The 16152-nt window shown below is 40.4% G+C and carries 13 protein-coding genes; 7 read left to right on the top strand and 6 right to left on the bottom strand.

The features are described 5' to 3' along the window. Window positions 1-99: 99 nt before the first annotated feature. Complete coding sequence (locus AC13FX_RS10655; protein WP_482880582.1) at window positions 100-2991, bottom strand: TonB-dependent receptor; 2892 nt, start codon at window positions 2989-2991, stop codon at window positions 100-102. A 235-nt stretch (window positions 2992-3226) separates the two neighbouring features. Between AC13FX_RS10655 and AC13FX_RS10650 the strand changes: the two genes are divergently transcribed. From AC13FX_RS10650 to AC13FX_RS10640, 3 genes are read left to right on the top strand one after another with little or no spacing between them, the layout of a single operon-like run. Continuing rightward, window positions 3227-3946 carry an SGNH/GDSL hydrolase family protein gene (locus AC13FX_RS10650; protein WP_482880580.1) on the top strand — a complete coding sequence of 240 codons (720 nt, stop codon included), beginning with the start codon at window positions 3227-3229 and terminating at the stop codon, window positions 3944-3946. Beyond that, window positions 3936-4559: a hypothetical protein gene (locus AC13FX_RS10645; protein ID WP_482880578.1), complete on the top strand. Its 624-nt coding sequence runs from the start codon at window positions 3936-3938 to the stop codon at window positions 4557-4559. Before AC13FX_RS10650 ends, AC13FX_RS10645 begins: the two co-directional genes overlap by 11 nt. Then, on the top strand, window positions 4510-5268 hold the full coding sequence (locus tag AC13FX_RS10640) for an SIMPL domain-containing protein (protein WP_482880577.1): 759 nt from the start codon (window positions 4510-4512) through the stop codon (window positions 5266-5268). Before AC13FX_RS10645 ends, AC13FX_RS10640 begins: the two co-directional genes overlap by 50 nt. Before the next feature lie 68 nt (window positions 5269-5336). Here AC13FX_RS10640 and AC13FX_RS10635 read toward each other — a convergent pair whose 3' ends face one another. Next, complete coding sequence (locus AC13FX_RS10635) at window positions 5337-6230, bottom strand: PIG-L family deacetylase (RefSeq protein WP_482880575.1); 894 nt, start codon at window positions 6228-6230, stop codon at window positions 5337-5339. Window positions 6231-6318: 88 nt separating this feature from the next. Then, on the bottom strand, window positions 6319-6933 hold the full coding sequence (locus tag AC13FX_RS10630) for an arylesterase (protein ID WP_482880574.1): 615 nt from the start codon (window positions 6931-6933) through the stop codon (window positions 6319-6321). Between the two features lie 113 nt (window positions 6934-7046). Between AC13FX_RS10630 and AC13FX_RS10625 the strand changes: the two genes are divergently transcribed. The 4 genes from AC13FX_RS10625 (at window position 7047) to corA (ending at window position 12280) form a co-directional block, all read left to right on the top strand. Next, window positions 7047-7760 (top strand): ABC transporter ATP-binding protein, encoded by a 714-nt coding sequence (locus AC13FX_RS10625; RefSeq protein ID WP_482880572.1) that lies wholly within the window; start codon window positions 7047-7049, stop codon window positions 7758-7760. A gap of 5 nt (window positions 7761-7765) precedes the next feature. Then, window positions 7766-10318 carry an ABC transporter permease gene (locus tag AC13FX_RS10620; RefSeq protein WP_482880570.1) on the top strand — a complete coding sequence of 851 codons (2553 nt, stop codon included), beginning with the start codon at window positions 7766-7768 and terminating at the stop codon, window positions 10316-10318. An 82-nt stretch (window positions 10319-10400) separates the two neighbouring features. Further along, window positions 10401-11078, top strand: a complete 678-nt coding sequence (locus tag AC13FX_RS10615; protein ID WP_482880569.1) for a YiaD family glycine zipper/OmpA-like lipoprotein — start codon at window positions 10401-10403, stop codon at window positions 11076-11078. Between the two features lie 101 nt (window positions 11079-11179). Next, window positions 11180-12280, top strand: coding sequence for a magnesium/cobalt transporter CorA (gene corA / locus AC13FX_RS10610; protein WP_482880568.1), 1101 nt, complete (start codon window positions 11180-11182; stop codon window positions 12278-12280). A 13-nt stretch (window positions 12281-12293) separates the two neighbouring features. On the opposite strand, the gene AC13FX_RS10605 is transcribed toward corA, so the two are convergent. From AC13FX_RS10605 to AC13FX_RS10595, 3 genes are all read right to left on the bottom strand, one after another. Next, window positions 12294-13808, bottom strand: coding sequence for a hypothetical protein (locus AC13FX_RS10605; protein WP_482880567.1), 1515 nt, complete (start codon window positions 13806-13808; stop codon window positions 12294-12296). A 63-nt stretch (window positions 13809-13871) separates the two neighbouring features. After that, window positions 13872-15434: a hypothetical protein gene (locus AC13FX_RS10600; RefSeq protein ID WP_482880566.1), complete on the bottom strand. Its 1563-nt coding sequence runs from the start codon at window positions 15432-15434 to the stop codon at window positions 13872-13874. Window positions 15435-15519: 85 nt separating this feature from the next. Then, window positions 15520-16152, bottom strand: a complete 633-nt coding sequence (locus AC13FX_RS10595) for a response regulator (RefSeq protein ID WP_482880565.1) — start codon at window positions 16150-16152, stop codon at window positions 15520-15522.

Raw genomic sequence — 16152 nt, 5'->3', positions numbered from 1 at the left:
TGTCAAAGTTACTCTTTTAATAGATTAGCCGGAATTGATGACATAAAAAAAGCCCTGCTTAAATTAATAAACAGGGCTTTTGATTTATTTACTTAAAAATTAATTAAGGAATTCGTCAAATGTAATTGAAACGTAGTAAATGGCTCCGAGATTTGGGCCACCATAATTCAAGAAGTGTCTGTTGTTTGTAATATTGCTACCGCCAACTTTCACTATTGAATTCAAATTATTCAATTTATATGAAACCTGTGCATCTACTGTAGATACAGCTGGTACAGTTCCATCCGCAAATGATGAAACCCATTCAAATTCATCTTGCCACCTGTAAGTAACATTAAATCCTAAGTTCTCAGTAATACTTCTATTGCTGAAACTAACATTGAATTTATGTTCAGGTGTATTGTAGTCAAAAATAAATAGATCATCTCTATCAGTAATGAGTTGATTCCAGTTGTAGTTAGCCCCGAGTTTAAATTTATTGGGCAAGCTGTAATCGAAACCAATAACAGCACCTTGTGATTCAACCTCATCATCTACATTGGTATAAATTTGATACGTATTGGAGGCATCACCTGAAAGCAACGATAATGCTGCCCCTGGCTGACTTATAGGAGCCGCAGCCTTTCTTATTCTAAACTGAGCTATAAAATCATTGTAAATATTATAGTAGTATGCCATATCAAAAAATAGCTTATTGCCTAACAAACCTTTGTAACCAATTTCGAAAGACTGAATTTGCTCAGGTTTAACTGGCTCAAATTCAGTATAGGCTTCCAAAACGCCTGGATTAGGAGAACCAGATAAGACAGTATTTGTAAATTCATTTACACTTTCTAGGGTAAACGCATTCTCTGTAATATTGTATTTATCTGCTAGGAAAGGCAGTCCGCCAAGTAAACGTGCAGTCAATACGTTTAGATCGATATATTGCCCCTGAGTTGTAGGATTTCTAAACCCTGTCTGGTAAGAAGCTCTCAGGTTTTGGTTCTCAGCAACATTTATCACAGTAGATAAACGAGGATTAAATTGTCCGTCAAAATTTTCATTTTTATCATAACGAAGTGATGCTGTTAGATTTACACGGTCATCTAACAAGGATTTTGAACCCTGCAGATAGCCTCCATATTCATTGATCTCTACACCACCGGCATCAGCAAAAATGGTTCCATTTGACCTTAACTGATATTGCCTGAAGCTAACCCCTGCTTGCAGGTCCATGAAATCAATCTCATTTTTGAAGTCGTATTGACCCTCAGCATGATAGAATTTTGATTTATCGTCAAATCGAGCGCCATCTGGCACAACTCCCTCAAGAGCGGCTTCTTTTGCGGCTTGAAAGGCGCTGGTACCTGGTTCTATTCTATTAGCATCTGCTGCACCTCTCGCTGCCTGATGAAATTGATTTACAATATTTGGATCACTTAAAATTGCATCAACAGTTGCCTGATTGTACTGAGGATTACCACCCTGCGCTGCAGCAGCAGCCTGAATCATACCTCCAACAAAGGTACCTCCGTAAAGTCCATACCAACTAGAGGTAGGAAGATATGCGTCATTGACTGCAAAACCCACGAAATCAGCAATATAACTATCACCTGAATTCTCAAAGGTACCATAGGCACGTACCATAAAATTGTCACCATCAAGCTGAAGCTTATGTTGAGAGATACTAAAATTACTTAAACTATAGCGTTGTGCTCCACTATAAACAGAAGTACCATAACCATAGTTAAGTGCATAACTGGCTTCTATATTATCATTTATTCGATAATTCAATGATGTACCAAACTTCAGATTCTCTGCATTGTGATCTACCAGAAACTGTTCCTGATAGCCTGTTCTAGCTACTGGCTGAGAAGGTAATGCAGCAACATATTGCTCTACTTCAGATTGTGGAACTCCTGTTTGTGCAGATACAGATTGAGCAATTTGTTGACGCGTTGCAGGATTAATACCTAACAAACCGATATTGAATGTCCCGTCATCACCGTATGTATGAACACCATCATAAGCAGGATTGTTTGCCAAACCACTGTTTAAATTAGAGTTTTTATCGTCATAATTGATTCCTACCCAATCTTGAGCTTGTGAGTAGGAGAAATTCAATTTGAATGCAAATTTATTATTGAAAGATTTAGCATATCTGATAGCCGTTTCATATAAAGGCTGAGCACTTCCTGGTTCACCAAGATTTTCATTACTATCAATGTGATTAAGACCAGATTTGACCATAACACTAAGACCGGGATATCTGAAAGGATCTTTACTATTTACTAACAGAATTCCATTAAAAGCATTAGGACCATAAAGAGCTGAAGATGCACCTGGTATAAATTCCATACTTTCTACATCAAGCTGGGAAGGGCCATTTAAATTACCAATAGGAAAGTTCAATGCTGGAGCTTGGGTATCCATACCGTCAGTCAACTGAACCATTCGGGTATTTCCTGTTGAATTGAATCCACGTGCATTAACAATTTGGAAATTTATACTACTTGTGGTCATGTCAACACCCTTCAAGTTTGCAAGGGTTTTATAGTAATCATCCGAAGCAGAAGTTCTTAATTGAATTACATCTTGCCTTTCTATAGTTACAGGCGCTTCCAGAATACTTTCTTCTACCCTAGAGGCAGAAACTACAACATCCCCTCCTGAGATAGTTTCTTCTTCTAATACTATCTCTAACCCATCAACAACCGATTCAGTTATTTCGACTCTTTTTGTTTGAAAACCCACAATAGTAACTACAAGAGTAAGAGGCGGATCTTGCTGAACGGTTAGATTGAAGGTACCATCTGGTTGAGTGGCAGTTCCAATCACTTTTCCATCCACTTTGACATTTACACCGGCCAAAGGAATACCATTTACATCAGTAACGATACCTGATATTACTGTTTCATCTTCGATATTTGCTGCATACCCATCAAAAGTACACAAACAAAGAGTTAGTACCGTACATAGGATAAGTACTCGCTGAATCATGTTGCTCATATTATTGATCCTTTTAATTTTAGTTATGGTAGGCCTTAGATATGTGAATATCCTTCAGTTCTTTTATGCAGTTTCGCTACATATTTTGATTTTTGGCCGTATTACGTATCATACAGTAAATAAAAGTCTGTTTATAGCATAAATGCAAGCGCTTCCACTTAATTTATTTAGGAATAAAACATCTGCTTGCCTTATTCTTCAATATTATTAATAAATCGTTATAAATCATACCCTAATGCCTCTAAACACATATTTTTCGCTCAATTTATCTTCATTATTTTTATTTCTGATCTTTCTAACGGGCTGCAACTCAAAAATTGATCCTTCAGAAACCCTTGATCCTGAGCCCATAAGCTACCTGGCTCTTGGAGATTCTTACACTATTGGAACAGGAATTGCAGAGGATGATAATTATCCGAATCAGCTTACAGATACCCTCAGCGCAAAGGGTTACGTGATCGATACAACAGTTGTGATCGCTACCAATGGCTGGACCACAACTGATCTTTTAAACGGTATTGAAAAAGCGGATCCAATATCAGATTATGACCTGGTCTCTCTGTTGATCGGAGTCAATAATCAGTATCAGGGATTAGACATAGAATTGTACCAAACCGAATTCATGGAGTTGCTCAGTCAGGCCATCAGCTTTGCAGGCGATGACACCTCTAAAGTCATTGTATTATCCATACCTAATTATGGAGTCACCCCTTTTGGACAATCCAGAAACCCTGTCGTTATCAGGCAGGAACTTGAAATGTATAATTCCATGGCTGAACAATTTGCTTCAGATTATGGGATCCCCTTTATCGATGTAACCGGAATTTCCGAACTGGCTGAAACTGATACCACACTATTAGCCCCTGATAACCTTCACCCATCTGCTAAGATGTATACCATGTGGGTTGAGGAGATGCTGCCAATTATTACTTTAAAACTCAACAATGATGACTGAATTTGATCTTTTGAAAATCGGGTCAAAGCCAGATCCGCTTACAGGTAAAGTATCATTTACAGAATCTATCCAGTTCAAGGTATCTATGGGTATTGCCATAGCAGCAGTGTTAAGTATTTTTACCTTAGACATGATGAATTTTGACGTTCCTGAATGGCTGAACTTCTTTATTTCTATAGGTACTGTTATTGGATATACCTTTGCCTTTATGGCCCTTTTATTTAGTCATAATGCCGGCAAAGTATATTTATCTTCCAATAAGATTGTCATCGATCCTAAAAAGGACACTGAAGAGTTTCCTGATTCTCCCATTAAAATAAACCCTGAGTCACAGATCAAGATCAGTGTTATTCAATCCGCCCGTTTTCCGATAAACCGGACACTGCTTCATTTTCAGATTGTGAAAGGAAACACGGAGTCTGACTTTGGGATGCTTTTGAAAAACAAACAGAAGCATCAACAATATTATGATGTTTTGGATAGTTGGTACAGAGCAGGATTCAAAATAAAAGAATTTGATCAGCTCGGAAGTCGGGTTTTCAAACTAAATCAAGGAAAAAATTATGAAGATGTACAAAGGATCAAAAGAGAGTATGGATTGGAATGGCAGTAAACTCAAAAAGATCACACTAACGGTCAGTCTCTTATTTTTCGGTTTTAGCTGCACCACAATGGCCCAACAAGTTGTTTCTGAACGTACCATCACAATCAATATGAGTGCTTCAGAAATACTGCCGGCCGACCTGATCATTTTCAACGTAACCATTAATGCAGAAGGGAAAACTCCTCAGGAAGCTTTTGAACTGCACAGAGAAAGAGAATCTACCCTGGCCGGTTTACTCAATGATCTAAATATCAAGGAAGATAACATCGATTTTGAGCCGGTACGTATGAACCGACGTCAGCTCAACAATAACAGGTACAATAACGAAGAACCCCAATACATCACAAATACCAATCAGTCCGTCAGTGTAACTTTTAGCGATTTTGATCTTTACGAACGCATTCAGCTCACACTGATTGAAAATGATTTCGATACATTTAATGGTCAATTTTCTTCTACCAAAATAGCTGAAGGCAAGGAAAAAGCCCTGATCTCTGCGATCGAGGCTTCCAGAGAACGTGCGGAATTGATTGCCCGTACCTCAGGAGTGGAAGTTGGAGACGTCTATACCATCAATTACTCCGATCACCAAGTTAGTATACCCAGAAAGGTCAACTCAATGGAAATGATGTCGATGGCCTCAGATGCAACTATGATGGATTTTGCTCAAACTGTAGAAGTGCGATCGAACATCAATATAAGCTACTTCATTAAGTAGGAAGGGCACAAAATTGCCATGCATTTTAGAAAACAAAGTCCAAAATGCATGACATTACTATTTTACCTTCAGGGCTGAGCCTTGTTTACAGCTTTAAAGTATTCAGTCGCTTTCGGGAGTTTGTCTTCTCCATTTAAGGCATTGAACCAGTACTGTTCAACCACTTTGTCTCCGGTTTGCATGAGCAGTTGCATGGTGCCCTGTGATTTATGTTCTGCTATCACCCAGTTTGATATGATATTATAATTTAGGCGGTCATTGGCTCCAAAGGTCTGACTCCGATCAAACTCAAATAAGACTCCCTCACTTACTTTAGTATCCGGAAAGCCTTCCATCTGTGTAAACTCCACACCGGGATTATCTCCCCTTCGGATAAAAGCCTGCAGGGCAATCGGTCTGTCTTCTACCGGAAGTTCCTTCATAGCTTGCAGCCCAAGAACAGCAGAAGCCTTATGATGTCCATGAAATTGTTCGAAGGGCAGCATCAAAAAGAGAAAATCATACTCACCTTCCTTTAGTATCTGTACCAAACGTTCATGCACCCAGTCGGTATTCCACTTTTCCAGCGTTTCGTGAACATCTTCCGTGTAATAAAAGTCAGGCTGATCAAAAAAGAAATAATTTCGAATGCCTACGATCTCACCTCCGGCCATCAGTTCCTGTTTACGAATACCGGGTAAATATTGACGGCCTATTTCTTCTTTATCCAGCTCTTTGTTATAAATATAATTTCCGAGTGTGGAATAGGTATAGCCTCCCTCACCATTCGTCATGAGAGCCAGATCTACCTTACCACCCAGTAACTTTGTGGTTTTAAAAATGGTAGCAGAAAATAATGCATCATCATCAGGGTGAGCAGTTACCAGTAGTACTTTTGGTTCATAATTCAGTAGTGCTTCCTGCGCAGACACCGCAGAACCTGATAGAACCAAAACCAAAATAATCAGATATTTCTTCATCATAGCAATAGATTCAAATGTTTTAATTCGCTCTTTTATTAAATGTAGAGTTGATTATGCTCTTAAAAAACTTGAAATAACAAGTACAGTTCTATAGACGGGGCTCCAACTTGTCCCAAACATTTTCTGCGATCACCTGATGACCTTCAGCGGTTGGATGAATTCCATCACCCTGCATCAGATTTTCATTACCCCCGATCTTATCAAGAATCATGGGAATCAATGGCAGATCATTTTCATCTGCCAGTTCGGGATACATATTCTCAAACTCACTGGTATACTCCTGCCCAAGATTGGGTGGAACCTGCATTCCGGCAAGAATGATCTTTACGTTGGGATATTTCTGCTGCACTTTTTCAATGATCTTTTGCAAATTATCCTTGGTTGAGCTCAATTCGATCCCTCTCAAACCATCATTACCTCCAAGCTCCAGAATAAAAACATCGATCTTTCTTTGCAGCACCCAATCAATCCTTCTGAGGCCACCGGCTGATGTTTCCCCACTCAATCCCCCATTTATCACTTCATAGTTCAGTCCAGCAGAATCGACTTTTTGCTGTATCAATGCGGGAAAAGCCTGACTTTTATCTACTCCAAGGCCTGCCGTGATGCTGTCTCCAAAAAAAAGAATTCTTTTTTGTTCTGAACTCTGGGCCTGAACTGATGTCAGACTAAATAGTAAAATTATGGCCAATATTGATCTCATATAATTATTCTAATAACAATTTAGATTTCCGGACGTAATGTTTTGAAACTTTTTAAGGAATGTTTCATCAATAAACCGTTGTTTGAGTCGGTATCATTCAAAAAATCAAAGACGTGTCAAATATACTCGAAGTTCATCAGCTATTCAGAAAATTTCAAAGTGGAACCAAGACCTTAACGGTCGTAAACGATATTAATTTTTCAATTCCGGAAGGGATCTCCTGTGCCATAGTGGGACCATCCGGATCGGGCAAAACCACCCTTCTTGGTTTATGTGCCGGTTTGGACCGACCCTCATCCGGTACGGTTACATTAAATGGTATCCCACTCAATCCTTTAAATGAAGACGAAAGAGCGCAGGTTCGAAACCAACATGTAGGGTTTGTTTTTCAAACCTTTCAGTTGGTTCCCACTCTAACGGCCATCGAAAATGTGATGGTCCCTTTAGAGTTGAGAGGAGAGGCTACCAAAGAAGTACGTGAACGGGCACGGGAATTACTGGAAAGTGTAGGACTGGGAGATCGCACTCACCATTATCCAACTCAACTTTCGGGAGGAGAACAGCAGCGCGTGGCCATAGCACGAGCCTTTATCAACAACCCAAAGATCCTTTTTGCTGACGAACCTACCGGAAACCTGGACACTGAAACCGGTGAATACATTGAAAACCTGATCTTTGAATTGAATGAAAAGCAGGGCACCACTCTCGTTATGGTAACCCATGACCTGGAACTTGCCAAAAAATGTGACCGGATCATACGCCTTAAAAATGGTCTGGTCAATGAAGATACCCACGCAGAAATTGAAACTGAAAGGGTGTCTGAATAAGTATTATGAGTAATAAAAAATCTCTGCTTTGGACTGTAAAAATGGCCTGGCGCGATTCAAGATCACATCGCTCCAAGTTGTTTCTTTTTATGGCTGCCATCATTGTAGGCGTGGCAGCACAGGTTGCCATTACTTCCTTCAGGTCAAATTTAAATAGCAGTATTGAGAACCAGGCCAAGGAACTGCTTGGAGCTGATCTTGAGGTTGAACGAAATGCTCCTTTTCAGGAAGAACTTCAGGCTGTACTTGATTCATTGGGTGGTGAGGTATCAACTGCTCTTGAGTTCAATTCGATGGCTTTCTTCCCGAAAAACGGGAACACCCGGCTCTCACAGATCAGTGCCATTGAGGGCGATTTTCCGTTTTACGGCGACCTGATCACTGAGCCGGCATCTGCGGCCCAAACTTTTCAGAGTAACGGCGGCGCCCTGGTCGATGAGCCGGTTATGAGATTATTCGACTTACAACCCGGCGACTCCGTCAAGATCGGGCAGGTGACTTATGAAATTGAGGGTACACTGATAGAGATCCCCGGACAACCCGTTGCTGCTTCGTTTTTTGGACCGCGTATCTTCATTCCGAAAGAAAATGTTGAAGCAACCGGATTATTGCAGCGAGGCAGCCGCCTGGAGTATGTGTCCTGGCATAAATTTCCTGAGGGTACCGATATGGTTGCGGTGGATGAACGACTCGATGACCTCAGGGATGAGCAGGGTCTTCGGTTTGGATACGACACTGTTGACGAACGTGAGGAAGAGGTTGGTGAAGCAATTCTGTATCTGTCTAATTTTCTGAATCTTATCGGTTTCATTGCCCTACTGCTGGGTGGTATCGGTGTGGCAAGCTCAATCTTTGTCTATATAAGGCAAAAGATCAATACCGTGGCTGTATTGCGTTGTGTTGGCGTATCATCAAATCAGGCCCTGCTGATCTATCTTATTCAGGCAGCTGCAATGGGTTTAGTGGGCTCTGTATTGGGAGCGATCATTGGCTCCGGAATACAAATGTATTTGCCGGTTCTGGTTCAGGATTTTCTACCGGTAGATATTGAACTTTATATATCATGGACCTCCATTGCCATTGGAATAGGGACCGGCCTGATCATATCTGTGCTTTTCGCCCTGTTTCCACTTTTAGCGGTCAGAAAAATATCACCACTCTACTCCATCAGAAGTATTCAGATCAATTTGACCCATCTTTTATCGAATTATACAAAGATCATACTTTCGACCGTCTTACTTGTTTTTGTGACAGCCTATGCGTGGCTGATGATCGGAGAAGTGCTACCATCCCTGGCATTTACAGGTGGTTTGGTTGTATCACTTTTGTTACTGACCGGGTTTGCAAAATTGATCATGAAGGGTTCACGTAAATTTTTACGTGCCGGTTTCTCGTATGAGCTGCGTCAGGGTTTAGCCAATCTGTACCGACCTAATAATCAGACCACCACCCTGCTATTGACCTTTGGACTTGGAGTCACAATGATCAGTTCCCTGTATTTGACCCAGGATATGCTTCTTGATCAAATAGACTTTGGGGGTCAGGAAGATCTTCCAAATTTGGCCTTATATGATATTCAATATGATCAAAACGATGGTGTTAATGATATCATCAGGTCAAACGGGCATGAGATCCTTCAAAACGTACCGATTGTAACTATGAGAATACAATCCATAAATGGCATGTCACCTGAGGAGCTGCGGGAGGATACCACGACCAATCCCAGGGGTTGGGCCCTAAACCGTGAATATAGGTCTACCTATCGTGACTCGTTGTTGCCTACCGAATCTATTGTAGATGGTGAATGGATCGGGCAAACTGATGGCTTCGAACAGATCGTGCCTATTTCAGTAGAGGTTGACCAAATGGAAGACCTTGATGCCTCCGTTGGAGATACTTTAACATGGGACGTACAGGGTATACCGATACAAACATATATTGCCAGTACGAGAACCGTTAAGTGGGATCAGCCCTCCCCAAACTTTTTTGTTGTGTTCCCGGCAGGAGTTCTTGATAATGCTCCTCAATTCTTTGCCACTACCATTAAAACAGATGGGAGGAACTCATCCCTTAAACTGCAACAAGACCTAGTGCAGGCATACCCGAATGTCTCGGCCATTGATGTTGGGCTAGTATTCGAGACCGTTCAAAATTTCCTGGATAAAGTCACTTTTGTCATTAAGTTCATTGGGTTGTTTAGCATCATAACTGGTCTGATAGTGCTTGCAGGTTCGGCAGCTACCTCACGGTTTCAAAGAATCAGGGAAGCCGTTCTGTTAAGAACACTTGGGGCTTCAAAAAAACAGGTAGTCAAAATACAGGTCATCGAATATGCTTTGCTGGGCATTATGGCTTCTATAACCGGATTGGTGCTTTCACTGGGGGCAAGCTACCTGATCGGATATTTTTATTTCGAGATCAATTTTGTTCCGGATTTCATTATTATAGGTGTAGAGATAATCATACTTACCGCACTCGTCTTAATTATTGGCCTGCTGAATACACGGGGAATTCACAACAAACCACCGCTGGAAGTTCTAAGAGCAGAAGTAGAGTAATAAGACAATACAAGTGGGAACATTTTTTATCCTAAGTTGTTTTATATCAATGAATAACAATACTAAAAAAGAGACGAACCTCATGAATACAAAAAGTTTAAAATATATCTTATTCGGGTTAATACTGGTTCTTCCATTTTCTGCATGCCAGAACTGGAGTAAAACAGCCAAAGGAACTACGATCGGCGCCGGAGCCGGTGCCCTGGCAGGTGCTGTGATTGGTAAAGCTGCCGGAAACACGACCACAGGGGCTATTGTAGGTGCTGCCGTAGGTGGTGCGACTGGGGCCGCCATTGGCAACTATATGGATCGGCAAGCAAGAGAATTGGAACAGGATCTCGAAAATGCAACTGTTGAACGTGTTGGAGAGGGCATCAAGATCACTTTTGACTCAGGTATACTTTTTGACTTTGACTCTTTTGCCCTGAAGGAGCAATCAAAAGAAAATATTGCGAACCTATCTGAGATCCTAAAGAAGTACGAAGACACTAACATTATGTTTGGTGGACACACAGATAGTCGAGGTTCTGAAGAATACAATCAGGAGCTTTCCGAAAAACGCGCTCGTTCTGTAGCAGAATATTCTGCTTTTACGGGTGTTGATGCTGAAAGAATGACCATCGTAGGATATGGCGAAGAACAACCTGTTGCCACCAATGATACGGAAGCAGGGCGGCAACAAAATCGCCGTGTTGAGATCGCCATTTGGGCAAACGATGAACTTAAGAAAGCGGCCGAAGAAGGCAGAATAGGTAACTGATCTTATTTTCTTTATCGGTTTAAGTCCTGCATGGTACCATGCAGGACTTTTTTTATTTATACTTGTTACCACATATCATAAGTCACCAGATTTCAAATACCATGGTAAAAAAGATCACCAGAAGAATTCCGATACCTCACTTTCTTCGCCATAAAAAGCATTCTAAAAAACCGGGTCAGGCTCCCGGCACCCTGCACTTTACGGGTGAAAAACGCCTCGATAAGGTGCAGATCAACCTCTGTGATTATGATGTTGAACAACTTGGGGAATACGATATCACAGAAATTGAGGAAAGTAAACCCTATCTGGAGTCACCCTCAAAAACCTGGGTTAACGTACTTGGGCTTCATGATGTTGAAAAACTAAAGCATATCTGGAATTACTTTGGGCTCCATCCTCTTGTCCAGGAAGACATCCTAAACACCAGTCAAAGAGCCAAGATTGAGGAGTACCCTGATCAAATATTTTTTGTACTTCGCATGATGAGCATTCCTGAAGAATCCGCAGAATTGCATGTCGAACAGGTAAGTATCGTATTGTATAATGACAGTGTTCTTTCCTTTCAGGAAGATGATTTCCCGATCTTCGAGCCGGTACTGCACCGTTTAAGAAATAATGCTCCTAGATTACGTAAAGAAGGTCCTGATTACCTTGCATATGCCTTACTTGATACCGTTGTGGATCATTACTTTAAAGTGATGGAAAAGTTAGGCGACGAGATCGAAACGCTTGAAGATCATATTATTTCCAATGTAGATGATAATATTCCTGAACAAATTCATGCTTTAAGAAGAAAAATCTTGTACTTCCGCAAAGCCATTTGGCCTCTGAGAGATAGTTTAAATAACCTGCTTCGTGAGGAATCCTCCTTGATAAACGAAGAGAATAAAATATACTTTCGGGATGTTCACGACCATTTGGTGCAGATCATAGATGGCATAGAAAATTATAGGGATATGATACTCGGTATGCTAGATATGTACATGTCTCACGTCAGTAACAAGATGAATGAGGTCATGAAAGTTCTGACCATCATTGCCACCATTTTCATACCTCTTACCTTTCTTGCAGGAATTTATGGAATGAATTTTGAATATATGCCCGAACTTTCTGTAAAATGGGCCTATCCTGCCGTTTGGGGCATAATGATACTGACTACTATGGGTATGATCTTCTACTTTAGAAAAAAGAAGTGGCTCTGATTATATGATATAATTAAAATAAGATCCTGAACCCAACTTGTACTCTAAAATCCTGTTTCTTAGTCTCAAATGTTGTGGACTGGGGTTGGTCGTTAAAATCGATGTAGTTATACAATTCAGAACGGTCGTTCTTTTCCAGATAATGTCCAGATACATCGATCAAGAAGCTATCACTTAACTTGAGGTCAAAACCGGCAGAATAGACCTTGGTATCTTCAGGAGTTAACTTACTTATTGCAGGCATATATGAATAAGCAGCCCTGATTCCTGCTTGGTCATCCAGTCTTTTTCCAACACCAACCTTGAAATTCGTTACTGATTCGTAAGTTTCTTCCATAAAATCATTCAGGCTCTCCTGTTGAGCTCTCACCTCTACTTCATCAACGAGCCTCAGATCCCGATCAGTTATAAAATCGATCTCTGTATTCTGATAGTCTATGTATTCAGCAGATGCTGATATAGAAAAACCTGCAAAGTCCAATAAAGCAGCACCTAGTTTAAGCTGTCCGGGTTGTTCTATTCGATATCTGAAATTTCCATCACTGGCTACATCGTAAAAGAATGGTTCCGACCCATCATCCAGGGAAGTTTCAATAGAGGAATAATAATTTTCTGAGACTCTGATAGTTGCAGGGAGCATGTAACTTGCTCCAACATTCAATCCTGAAAAAATCTTATATACCAAACCTGCCCGGTATTTCCCCCCATTTACATCCACATCCACTTCATCATGAACTAAGATATTATCAATATCGCTGCCCTCTATAAAGGTTCCGTCATAATCGTTTTGAGAATCATATTCCAGGAAATCACGTCTGTAGGTATACTCCCCTGTAAAGTAGCTAGCTGAAAATCCGAAGAACAGATCCTTCCTGAATTCTGTAGCTGCAAAGAAAGAATACTCCCCAAGATAGGTACTGTATTTTATATCAGCTTCCTGATCGATACCAGGAAAAGTACCAGGAGGAAAACCGATCCTAAAAATGGATTCCAGATAGGTCGAATCAACATCACCCCAGTCAATGGCATAAGTTTGAAAGGCTAATTCATTGTATTCACTGTCAGGGTCCAGAAAAGAGTCCGTAATGGTATTATCATTATTTCTTCCGGAAATTCGAAATGCATTATTAGCTGAAGAAGTGCGATTATAGCCCCCACCAATAACAAAACTACCTTGCTGTGTAGGAAAATTATATACGAATCCGAGATCCCCAAGTATAGTAGCAGATCTTTCAGCCTCTATATCATTACCCAAATAGAAATTCTCGGTTTGAGTATTCTGATTATATAAACTGAATGAAAATTGACTGTCTCCCAACAAAGCCATTGCTGCCGGATTATCAAGATAACTGCCAAACCCATATCCGTTTGCCACTGATGGCATAAAAGATGAAGGGTTTCCATTCATATTTTGACTACTGAACTCTAATGCCAGATTCGGATAGCTCGACGGATTCAGTCCATTTTGAGCAAAAACCAGAACATTTGAACATAGCAATAGTGTGATTGTCAGATATAGTTTTTTCATTGATAAAGCCTTCTCTATTTTTTAAGCCATCCGTATTTTTAAACTCTAAATCAGAGTAAGTATCTAGTTTCCGCCTCTGGACCGTGTTTTGGAGCTACTTCGTGAACTGCCTTTACTTGAAGATCTACTACTCTTACTTCTGGTTACTTTGCTGGAACCGGAATTATTTCTGCTACTGCTTCTGATACTTCCATTATTGGACGAAGACCGATTGATAGCACTTCGTATCGATCTCATGTTTCTTCTCTGATCATTCTGCTCTTTAATAAGTCTATTTCTATAGGTTTCCCTAAAAGAACTTCTGGTGCTATTATCAACAGACCTGAAAGTGTTCCCATAGTTCAGGAATGAACTCCTGCTTGTATTAACTCTGCTATTATCATCTATCCTTTTAACCGGTACTGAATAGACAGAACGGTTGATCCTGGTTGATGAATTACGATCAAAACTATATCGATTATCATTTGAGCTCAGGTTGCCGGATCCCCTGGTTCGTGATGAACTGTTTCCGGATGAAGTTCTTGATCTTGATACACTGCTACCTTTGTCATTATTAGATCTTGACCTACCAACCGAAGCACCTGAACCATTGTTACCGGAGTTAGATCTGTTAATGTTACTTCCTGAACCCCTGGATCGGCTTGAACCGCTGCTGGATGTTCCTCTGGACCTACCTACGTTTCCTGAGCTTCTACCAACTGAACCGGATCTGCCTGTACTTCTTACACGAGAACCATTGTTTATGCCTCGAGTTCTGATAGAAGATCCCCTGGTTCTTGGAGTGTAATCAGATTTTGATCTGCTTCTGTATGAATCTCTATTGACCAGCCCACTATTTCTTGGACCTTTTCTATACAATTCAGCACTTCTTCTATACCGATCGGTTTTAGTGTAACTGTTATAGTACACTAAAGTGTTATAGTATGGGTTTCCGTAGAATCCTGAATAACCGTAATAACCGAAAGGGCTATAAAAATCAAAGCCGTATGGGTAATAACTATACATTCTGTAACCTGCTGGTGTATAGTACCAATATCCGGTTGGACTATAAATATCGAACGTATGGTTTGAAACCCAAAGACCATTGAATCCACCAAAATGCAGACTAAATCCTGCTCCCCACATATAATGTCTATGGAATCTATGGCTGTTTAAATGCCAGCTGTTGTAAGCCCATGGTTTGTAGCCGTAGAAATAGGAATTTCTGGCATATCTCTGAGCAGCTCTTTCGTATCCACCATCAAAGCCGTCCTCATATCCATTGCCATACCCATCTTCGTAACCTTTCCAGTAAACATTGTCGGCATAATTTTCTTTATACCAATTCTCAGTTTCGTAATCTTTGTAATAAATACCTGCTTCTTCTAATGCAGCGTAATCCTCATCGTAATAATCAGCACTGTAAGCTTGGCGTGCCTGATTTTCTCTATATTCATCGTACCGGTAAGACCTGACAGCATCAGGATTTTCACGACCGTCTTCAAAACCATCCCAGGCATAATAATCTGAATAGCGATCACGCTCAGGGGATGATCTTTCGTAAGCCGGAAACTGAGTGTAACAACCTGAAAATATTATAGGAATGATCAGTAAGGATAATCGGCTGAATATTTTTGAAGCTTTCATGAGTCTCACCTTTATAGTGATTAATAATTTCTTAAATGAATATGTCACATCTCAAACAAAAAATAAGTCACATGATAATGTTAGTCTAAATTTCACCTCTCAGTGACTTTGCAATAACTTCTGCTTTAGAATTAACGTGTAGTTTCTTGTAAATATTCCGAATATGAGCTCTCACCGTGTCTATGGAGATGTCATACCGGTCTGCTATAAGTTTATAGCTCAGTCCATCTACCAAACCGTTTACTATATCCTGCTCCCGATTGGTGAGCATACTGTCTTCATTTTTTTTGGGAGCTTCTTCATTAAAATGTGAGATCACTTTTCTGGCTATCTGTGGCGACATTGGGGCTCCACCTTTCAATAGATTTTCAATTGACTCTTTGATCTCCGGCAGTGAAGTGTGTTTTAACAAGTATCCTGAAGCACCGGCCTTCAGCGAATCAAAGATCTTATGAGAATCGTGATAAACAGTCAGCATGATGATCTCAATTTCCGGGTATTTACCTTTGATAACTTCCATTCCTTTGATCCCAGACATTCCAGGGAGTTGAATATCCATTAGCATTACATCCGGATGTTTATGTTCTTCAAGATAATCCAGCATTTCTTCTACCGAATCTACTGCTACCGGACATTCCATATCTTTTTGCATGTCAAGATATCTCTGAATCAGGTCTCTGATCTTTTTGTTGTCTTCAACGATTCCAATAATGGCCAT

This window comes from Gracilimonas sp. B-17 (assembly GCF_056857935.1).
The sequence above is the reverse complement of the archived record's forward strand: the minus strand, read 5'-3'. Positions and strand labels throughout refer to the sequence as shown.

What these genes read in the sequence shown, in the direction of transcription:
- AC13FX_RS10630 (WP_482880574.1), bottom strand. Translation starts at nt 6,933, where the DNA reads ATGAGATCAATATTGGCCATAATTTTACTATTTAGTCTGACATCAGTT.
- AC13FX_RS10635 (WP_482880575.1), bottom strand. Translation starts at nt 6,230, where the DNA reads ATGATGAAGAAATATCTGATTATTTTGGTTTTGGTTCTATCAGGTTCT.
- AC13FX_RS10645 (WP_482880578.1), top strand. Translation starts at nt 3,936, where the DNA reads ATGATGACTGAATTTGATCTTTTGAAAATCGGGTCAAAGCCAGATCCG.
- AC13FX_RS10605 (WP_482880567.1), bottom strand. Translation starts at nt 13,808, where the DNA reads ATGAAAAAACTATATCTGACAATCACACTATTGCTATGTTCAAATGTT.
- AC13FX_RS10620 (WP_482880570.1), top strand. Translation starts at nt 7,766, where the DNA reads ATGAGTAATAAAAAATCTCTGCTTTGGACTGTAAAAATGGCCTGGCGC.
- AC13FX_RS10600 (WP_482880566.1), bottom strand. Translation starts at nt 15,434, where the DNA reads ATGAAAGCTTCAAAAATATTCAGCCGATTATCCTTACTGATCATTCCT.
- AC13FX_RS10595 (WP_482880565.1), bottom strand. Translation starts at nt 16,152, where the DNA reads ATGGCCATTATTGGAATCGTTGAAGACAACAAAAAGATCAGAGACCTG.
- corA (WP_482880568.1), top strand. Translation starts at nt 11,180, where the DNA reads ATGGTAAAAAAGATCACCAGAAGAATTCCGATACCTCACTTTCTTCGC.
- AC13FX_RS10615 (WP_482880569.1), top strand. Translation starts at nt 10,401, where the DNA reads ATGAATACAAAAAGTTTAAAATATATCTTATTCGGGTTAATACTGGTT.
- AC13FX_RS10640 (WP_482880577.1), top strand. Translation starts at nt 4,510, where the DNA reads ATGAAGATGTACAAAGGATCAAAAGAGAGTATGGATTGGAATGGCAGT.
- AC13FX_RS10650 (WP_482880580.1), top strand. Translation starts at nt 3,227, where the DNA reads ATGCCTCTAAACACATATTTTTCGCTCAATTTATCTTCATTATTTTTA.
- AC13FX_RS10655 (WP_482880582.1), bottom strand. Translation starts at nt 2,991, where the DNA reads ATGAGCAACATGATTCAGCGAGTACTTATCCTATGTACGGTACTAACT.